This window comes from Kineococcus arenarius subsp. arenarius (genome assembly GCF_050871845.1).
GTDB lineage: Bacteria > Actinomycetota > Actinomycetes > Actinomycetales > Kineococcaceae > Kineococcus.
Map to the genome: position 1 here is coordinate 1 of NZ_JBJLSE010000141.1, position 7,808 is coordinate 7,808.

A 7,808-nucleotide genomic window follows, 5' to 3' on the forward strand; every position below is an offset into this window, starting at 1 on the left:
GTGAACGCTCAACCGTGCAAGATCACCGCGGGGGGAGGGGCGGGGGTGGGGGAGCGGGGGCGGGGAGTCAGGCGGCGGGCTCGGGAGCGGGCTCGGGAGCGGGCACGGGGGCCGCGGGGGCCCCGGCGGCCAGGGCGCCGCGCACCGACGTCCACGACGCCAGCACCGCCCGCACGTCCTCGCGGCGCTCGTCCGCCAGCGCCCGCTCGTGCGCGCGCTCGAGCACGTCGTCCACGCGCACCCGCGCACCCGTCTCGGCGGAGACCACGGCGGCCTCCACCATCGCCAGGCTCAGGACGTTCTCGTGGACCTCCCCGTGCGGGGCGACGCCCGCGCGCAGGGCACGGGTGAAGGCCCGCAGGGACCCGGCGATCTCGCGGCCCGGGTCCTGGGCGGGAGCCGCCTGCCGGCCCGAGGTGGTCTCCAGCACGGGGGCCGAGTCGCCGTCCCAGCGAGCCGTGCCCGCCGAGCCGGACAGCCGCCACGCGCCGTTCCACGACGTCTCCAGCCCGGGCGCGCACCAGCTGCCGGTGTAGGTGTAGCGCACCCCGCCGGTCATCTCGAACACGGCGCTGGCCGCGGCGTCCCCGGCGTACCAGCTCCAGGAGGGGTTGAACTCCTCGCAGTACACCGACACCGGCTCCGCTCCCAGCAGGAACCGGGCGGTGTCGAAGGGGTGGATCGCCATGTCCAGCAGCAGCGGGTGCGCCATCTCCTCGCGGAACCCGCCGAAGCGCGGGGCCTTGAAGAACTCGGTGGTCAGGACCCCCAGGTCGCCCAGCACGCGCGCCTGCTCGCGGAAGGCGTGCAGGTGCGCGTTGTAGCGGCGCGACTGGCTGACCACGAACAGGCGGCCGGTGACCTCCGCGGCCGCCACCAGGGACAGCGCCTGCGCGACGTCCTCGGCGACGGGCTTCTCCCCCAGCACCGGCAGCCCGGCGAACAGCGCCGCCGTGGTCACCGGGTGGTGCGCGCGCGGCACCGTGACGTTGACGACGGCGTCCGCGCCGGTGGCCCGGGCCAGCTCGACGGCGTCGCGGCCCAGCGGCACGTCCGGCACCCCGGCCTCCGCCACGGCCGCGGCGGCCACGTCCCGGTCGAGGTCGACCACGCCGGCCAGCTCCACCTCGGGATCGGCGAGGATCGTGCGCAGCCACGCCCGCCCCATGCCGCCGGCGCCGACGAGGACGACGCGCAGCGCGCCGCCGGACCCGGGGCTCACTCGGCCGCCTCCTCGGCGTCCGCGCGCAGGGCGCCCTGGTAGCCGTGGCCGGTGTAGAAGTCCTCGGTCTCGTAGCGCAGCAGCGTGGGGATCGACCGCTCCGGCCGCAGGGTGACCGCCCACTCGACGGCGTTGGAGATCACCTTGCGGACGCCCTCGTGGAAGTAGGTCGGGTACTCCTGGTCGCCGGGGCGGAAGTAGAAGATCTTCCCGTGGCCGCGCTTGAAGGTGCAGCCGGAGCGGAACACCTCCCCGCCGGAGAAGGAGGAGATGAAGACGAGCTCGTCGGGGGCGGGGATGTCGAAGAACTCCCCGTACATCTCGTCCTCGTCGATGATCATGGGGTGGGGAACGCCCTGCGCGATGGGGTGCGTGGGGTCCACCGTCCACACCAGCTCGCGGTCGTGCTCGGCGCGCCAGCGCAGCGTGCAGGTGGTGCCCATCAGCCGGGTGAACACCTTCGACCAGTGCCCGGAGTGCAGGACGATCAGGCCCATGCCCTCCAGGACGTGGCGCTGCACGCGCTCGGCGACCTCGTCGGAGACCTCGCCGTGCGCGGCGTGGCCCCACCAGGTGAGCACGTCGGTGTCGCGCAGCACCTCCTCGGTCAGGCCGTGCTCGGGCTCGTCGAGGGTGGCGGTGCGCACGACGGCCCGCTCGCCCAGGTTCTCCTCGATGCCCTGCGCGACGGCGCCGTGCATGCCGTCGGGGTAGCGCTTCGCGACCTCCGGCTCGAGCTGCTCGTGGCGGTTCTCGCCCCAGACGGTGACGCGGATCGGGTTGCTCACTGGTCCTCCTCGGGACTGCGGTGGTTCGGGTTCGTCCCTCAGGACTTGACGGCCCCGCCCGTGACACCGGCGGCGACGTAGCGCTGGGCCAGCACGAGCAGGGCGATGGCGGGCAGGGAGGACAGCACGGCCGTCGCCATGATCGGCGACCAGTCGGCGACGAAGCTGCCCACGTAGGTGTAGAGGCCGAGCGTGATGGGCCGCAGGTCCTCGGTGGTGGTCAGGGTCAGGGCGAACAGGAAGTCGCCCCAGGCGAAGAGGAACGTGAACAACCCCGACGTGATGAGGGCGTTGCGGCTCATCGGCAGCACGATCGAGAAGAAGGCGCGGACGTGCCCGGCGCCGTCGACGTAGGCGGCTTCGATGATGGAGGTGGGGATGCCGCCCATGAAGGCGCGCATGAGGATGATCGAGAACGGGATGCCCGCCGCGGAGTCGGCCAGGATCAGCCCGCCGACGGTGTTCAGCAGACCCAGGTCGGTGTAGGCGCTGTAGAGGGCGTTGGCGACCACGATGCCCGGGACCATCTGGGTGATGAGGATGCCGAACAGGACGGCCGTGGCCCACCGGCCGAACTTGAAGTGGGCCATGGCGTAGGCGGCGGGCGTGGCGACGAGCAGGCTGAACACCACCGAGCCGAGGCTGATGACCAGGCTCGTCACCAGGTTCCCGCCCTGCTCGGCGATCGCGGTGCTGTAGCCGCGCAGGGTGAAGTCCACGGGGAACCACGGGGTCGCCACGGCGTTGCCCGCCGGCTGCAGCGAGACGTTGACCATCCAGTACAGCGGGAACAGCATGAACGCCAGGATCAGGATGCCGAGGATCGTGTGACCGGGCCGGCGCGGGGCCCTGTCGCTGGCGTGGTCCCGGCGCGGCGGGGCGCTGCGCTCGGCGGCGGGTGCGGGGACTGCGGTGCTCACGGGGTTCTCCTCCCTTCCGTTCGGGTCATCTCGCGCCTCACTCGTCCACGGCGCGCCGGTTCGCGCGCAGGTAGACGACGGCGAAGATCAGCGAGATGACGATCAGGATGTTGCCGAGCGCCGCACCCGCGCCGAAGTCGAACTGGCGGAACGACATGTCGTACGAGAACGTGGCGATGGTCTGCGTGGAGTTGGCGGGACCACCGTTGGTGAGGCCGAGGATCACGTCGAGGACCTTCAGCGTGTAGACGACGCCCAGGACGAGCACCACGGTGACCACGGGCCGCAGCATCGGCCAGGTGATGTGCCGGAACGCCCGCCACCCCGTGGCCCCGTCGAGCGCGCCCGCCTCGTACAGCTCGTCGGGGATCTCCTGCAGACCGCCGTAGAGGATCGTCATGTTGAACGGGATGCCCAGCCAGATGTTCACGCCGATGACGGCCACGAGGGCCAGCGACGTGCTGGTCAGCCAGTTCGGGCTCACGTCGACGCCCGGCAGCGCGGAGAGGATGCGGTTGAGGGCACCGTTGTCGGCGTCGAGGATCCACCGCCAGACCGCCGTTCCGGCGATCATGGGAATGAGCCAGGGCAGCAGGATCAGCGAGCGCAGCACCCCCGACAGCGGGAACTTCCGCTGGAAGAACAGCGCGATGAGCAGCCCGAGGACGAACTGGCCGGCGATCGAGCCGGCCGTGAAGAGCAGCGTGTTCAGCAGGGCCTGGTCGAAGATCGCGCTGCTGAAGACGTTGCGGTAGTTCTCCAGCCCGATCCACGGCGCCTCACCGGTGAAGAAGGTCCTCGTCGTGTACTCCTGGAAGCCCATGACGACGTTCTTCACGACGGGGTAGCCGAAGAACAGCAGGAGGTACACGACGGCCGGCACGACGAAGGCGATCTCGATCAGCCGGGCCTTCAGCTTCCCCGAGGGTCCCCGGCGTCCGGCCGCCGCGGCCGGCGGGGTGGTGACCCCGCCGGCCGCGCGCCCCGGGGTGGCGACCTCAGCCATCCTGGGCCTGCCGCAGGGCGTCCTCGGGCGTCATGCCGCCGACGAGCGCGTTCTGCACCGCCGTGTAGATCTTCGTGGCGGCGGCCGGCCACTCCGGGCCGAGCTGGCCGGTGCGGGCCCGCAGGTCGGGCACCTGCTCGGCGAACGCGGCCAGGTTGGGGTTCTGCGCGACGACCTCGTCGGCCAGTTCCGGCTTGGTGGGCACGGTGCCGGTGGCCACCGAGACCTCGATCTGGGTCTCGTCCTTGTTGAGGCACTGGACGAGGTCGGCGGCCTTCTGCATCTTCTCCTCGTCGCCGGTCTGCGGCACGGCCCACGCCTCGCCGCCGAACGGGGAGACGACGGCGCCACCCGCGGTGGGCGCCGGGATCGGCACGATGCCGTACTCGAGCCCCTCCACGACGTCCAGCGTGCCGAAGTTCCACGGCCCGTTGACCATCATGGCGGCGTTGCCGGCGGCGAACTGGTCGGCGACGTCGGCCTGGGACCAGGTGACGGAGGACTGCGACAGCGAGCCGGACTCCATGAGGTCCTTGACCAGCTGGAGCGCCTCGGCCGTCTCCGACGTGGCGATGTCCCTCTCGTCACCGCCGTTGGACCACATGAACGGCAGGAACTGCCAGGTGCCCTCGTAGGTGTTGATGTTGGACATGGCGAACCCGTACTGGTCGCCCTGGGTCAGCGCCGCGGCGGTCGTCTTCAGCTCGTCCCACGTCGTGGGCGGGGTGATCCCGGCCTGCTCGAGGATCGTCTTGTTGTAGAACAGCGCGATCGTGTTGGTGACCGGCTGCAGGGCGTACAGCTCGCCCTCGTAGGTGGAGGCCTCCAGCACGCCCGGGGCGACGCCGGTGGAGTCGATCCCCAGGTCGCCCAGGGGGGCCAGCGCGCCGGACTCCGCGATCTGCTGCACGTCGGGGTTGTCGAGCATGAGCACGTCCGGCAGCGTCCGGGACGAGCTCTGCTGCAGCACCTTCTGGATGAGGGTCTCGCCCGGGACGGCCTCGCGGTCGATCTCCACCCCGATCTCGGTGCCGCACGCCTCGATGGCGTCGTTCCACAGCGTCGCGTTGGGTTCGGAGTTGTAGTAGTCCAGCACGCGCAGGGTGCCGGAGTCGCCGGAGGTCGTGCCCCCGCCGCTCCCGCCGCCGCAGGCGCTCAGCAGCAGGGGCACGGCCAGCACGGCGGCCAGGCCGGTGCGCGCGGTTCCTCGTCGAGCCATCTCGTTGCTCTCCTCTCGCCCACGGCGTCGTGGGCTGTCGGCGGGTCGTGCGGTTCGTCGTGCTTCTCCGTCGATGCGTATCGACGACGGTCGTGCGGCGGTGCGGTCGAAACGGTCGTGGGGTCAGCCGGCGGTGCGGACGGAACGCCGCCGGGTCAGTTCCGCGGGCACCCGGCGCAGCTCGCCGGGGCTCCCGGGGGCCTCGAGCAGGGCGAACAACCACTCCATCGCCTGGCGCGAGACGTCCCGCGGCTGCGGGGAGACCGCCGTCAGCGGGACGGGGAGCGCCTCGGCCTCGGCGTCGGTGCACAGCGCGACCAGGTCCACGTCGCGCCCGGGCACCAGCTCCCGGCGCAGCAGCGCGCTGAGCGCCGCCTGCGCACCCGTCGAGGCCAGCAGCCCCGGCGGAGCGCCCGGCGCGCCGAGCACGTCCGCCACGCACTCCTCCACCGCCCCGTGCCCGGACGGCACCGCGCACCAGCGCAGCGCAACCCCGTGCTCGGCGGCGGCGGCCTCGGCCGCGGCCCGGAACCGCGACACGTAGTTGATCCCCAGCTCCGCGAGCTCGGGGGCCCAGCCCAGCACGACCACCTCGCGGTTGCCGGCCGCGGCCAGCTCCGCGACGAGGAGGCGGGCGGCACCCTCGAAGTCGAAGTCGATGCAGTGCAGCCCCTCGGCGTCCTGCGGGAACCCGATGAACAGCGTGGGCCGCCCCAGCGAACGGGCCACCGCGGCGCGCTCGTCGTCGGTGCGGACCTCCATGACGACGACCGCGTCGCACAGCGCCCGGCCCGCGACCCGTTGCAGCGCACCGGGACCCTCGTCCGCGGTGACGATGAGCAGGTCGTGGTCGCGGGCGCGGGCGGCCAGTGCGATCTCCTCGACGAAGGCCATCAGGCCGTGCGCGCTGAGCGGCGTGCGGAACGGCACGACGGCGGCGACGACGTTCGTGCGCCGGCCGGCCAGCGCCCGCGCCCCCGCGTGCGGCTGGTACGTCAACTGCGCGATCGCGTCCTCGACGAGCCGGCGCGTCTTCTCCGAGATGGGCCGCTTGCCGCTCATCACGTAGGAGACGGTGCTCTGCGAGACGCCGGCGACGCGCGCCACGTCCTTGCTGGTCGGAACCCGGGCCACGCCGCCCCCTCTCACCCGCTCGTCGTCGATGCGTATCGAGGGGAACCGTAGCGGCCGCTCCCCCGGACGGGCAAGGAATCCGCTCAAGTCGTGCGCCGACCGTGCCGACGAGGCTCCGGAACCACCCCCACGAGCAGGGAGCCGTCGTGCCCGAACCCCGCCCCGCGCGACGCCGCGCCGCCGTCGTCCTCGGCCTCGCCCTCGCGGCCCTGGCGGGCGCTCCCCTGCCCGCCTCCGCCGCGCCGGCGGGCGGGGAGGTCGCCGTCGACCTGCTGCGCCACGTCGGCGACACCCTCGTCCTGGAGACCGTCACCGCCCCGGACGCGGCCGCCGCGCAGCGCCTGGCCGACCGCCTGGCGGCGCAGGGCTCGGTGTCCTCCGCGGCGCCGCGCACGACGTACCGGCTGACGCCCGACCCGGCCCCGCCGGCGGTCGAGCCCCTGGCCGGCACCGGGGCGCTCGCGACCGACCCCTTCCTGCGCTACGCCACGCACCTGTCGGAGATCGGCGCACCGGACGCCTGGGCCACCACCACCGGCGGGGGCGTCACCGTCGCCGTCCTGGACAGCGGCGTGGACCCCACCACCCCCGACCTGGCCGGGCGGGTGCTGCCGGGCGCGGACTTCGCCACGGGCACCGACATCGGCACCCACGGCACGCAGGTCGCCACGGTCGTGGCCGGCGCGCACGGCAACGGCATCGGCGCCGCGGGCGTGGCCCCGGACGTCGAGGTGCTCCCCGTGCGCGTGTGCACCCCGCAGGGGTGCTCGGGGAACGCCGTCGCGCAGGGCGTCGTGTGGGCGGCCGACCACGGCGCCGACGTCGTCAACCTGTCCCTGGGCGGGGAGACGTACAGCGCGGTCACCGCCGACGCGGTGGACTACGCCCTCGGCAAGGGCGTGGTCGTCGTCGCCGCCGCGGGCAACACCGGGGACCAGGGCAACCCGGTGGAGTACCCGGCCTCCTACCCGGGTGTCGTCTCGGTGTCCGCCTCGGCCGTCGGCGGCGGGGCCGCGCCGTGGGCGCAGCACAACGACGCGGTGGACCTCAGCGCACCCGGCGAGGACGTGCCCGCCGGTGGCCCCGCCAGCCAGGGCCACCAGTACTTCGCGGTGTCGGGCACGTCCTTCTCCGCCCCGCAGGTCGCGGCGGCCGCCGCCCTGGTGCGCGCGGTGGCACCCGGCACGACGCCGGGGCAGGTGGAGGACCTGCTGCGCACGACCGCCGCACCGCGCCCGTCGTGGCCGGCCGGGTACGGCGCCGGGATGCTCGACGTGGCCGCCGCGGTGCGCGCCGCCGCCGCCCCCGTCCCGGTGAGCACCCCCGCGCCCGTCGGCGACCCGGCCCCGGACGTGCCCCGCCGCACCCGCACCGTCCGCCGCTGACCCCACCCACCCCTCCCCCCTCCCTCCTGCCGGGGGGGGGGGGGGGGGGGGGGGGGGCCGGGGCGGGGGGGGGGGGGGGGGGGGGGGGGGGGGGGGGGGGGGGGGGGGGGGGGGGGGGGGGGGGGGGGGGGGGG

7 protein-coding genes are annotated in these 7,808 nt (G+C 73.9%); 1 reads left to right on the forward strand and 6 read right to left on the reverse strand.

What is annotated here, in order from left to right:
• Window positions 1-67: 67 nt before the first annotated feature.
• The 6 genes from ACRYM0_RS19800 to ACRYM0_RS19825 all read right to left on the reverse strand — a co-directional run bounded on the left by ACRYM0_RS19800 (window position 68) and on the right by ACRYM0_RS19825 (window position 6,289).
• Complete coding sequence (locus ACRYM0_RS19800) at window positions 68-1,222, reverse strand: Gfo/Idh/MocA family protein (RefSeq protein WP_432507565.1); 1,155 nt, start codon at window positions 1,220-1,222, stop codon at window positions 68-70.
• Window positions 1,219-2,010: a ThuA domain-containing protein gene (locus tag ACRYM0_RS19805; protein ID WP_432507566.1), complete on the reverse strand. Its 792-nt coding sequence runs from the start codon at window positions 2,008-2,010 to the stop codon at window positions 1,219-1,221. The genes ACRYM0_RS19800 and ACRYM0_RS19805 overlap by 4 nt, the downstream gene beginning before the upstream one ends.
• Window positions 2,011-2,048: 38 nt before the next feature.
• Window positions 2,049-2,930 carry a carbohydrate ABC transporter permease gene (locus tag ACRYM0_RS19810; RefSeq protein WP_432507567.1) on the reverse strand — a complete coding sequence of 294 codons (882 nt, stop codon included), beginning with the start codon at window positions 2,928-2,930 and terminating at the stop codon, window positions 2,049-2,051.
• Window positions 2,931-2,967: 37 nt separating this feature from the next.
• A complete protein-coding gene (locus ACRYM0_RS19815; protein ID WP_432507568.1) occupies window positions 2,968-3,936 on the reverse strand; it encodes a carbohydrate ABC transporter permease in 969 nt (322 codons plus the stop codon).
• On the reverse strand, window positions 3,929-5,155 hold the full coding sequence (locus ACRYM0_RS19820) for a sugar ABC transporter substrate-binding protein (protein WP_432507569.1): 1,227 nt from the start codon (window positions 5,153-5,155) through the stop codon (window positions 3,929-3,931). Before ACRYM0_RS19820 ends, ACRYM0_RS19815 begins: the two co-directional genes overlap by 8 nt.
• A gap of 123 nt (window positions 5,156-5,278) precedes the next feature.
• Window positions 5,279-6,289, reverse strand: coding sequence for a LacI family DNA-binding transcriptional regulator (locus tag ACRYM0_RS19825; RefSeq protein WP_432507570.1), 1,011 nt, complete (start codon window positions 6,287-6,289; stop codon window positions 5,279-5,281).
• Window positions 6,290-6,435: 146 nt separating this feature from the next.
• Between ACRYM0_RS19825 and ACRYM0_RS19830 the strand changes: the two genes are divergently transcribed.
• On the forward strand, window positions 6,436-7,674 hold the full coding sequence (locus ACRYM0_RS19830; RefSeq protein ID WP_432507571.1) for a S8 family serine peptidase: 1,239 nt from the start codon (window positions 6,436-6,438) through the stop codon (window positions 7,672-7,674).
• Window positions 7,675-7,808: the final 134 nt, after the last annotated feature.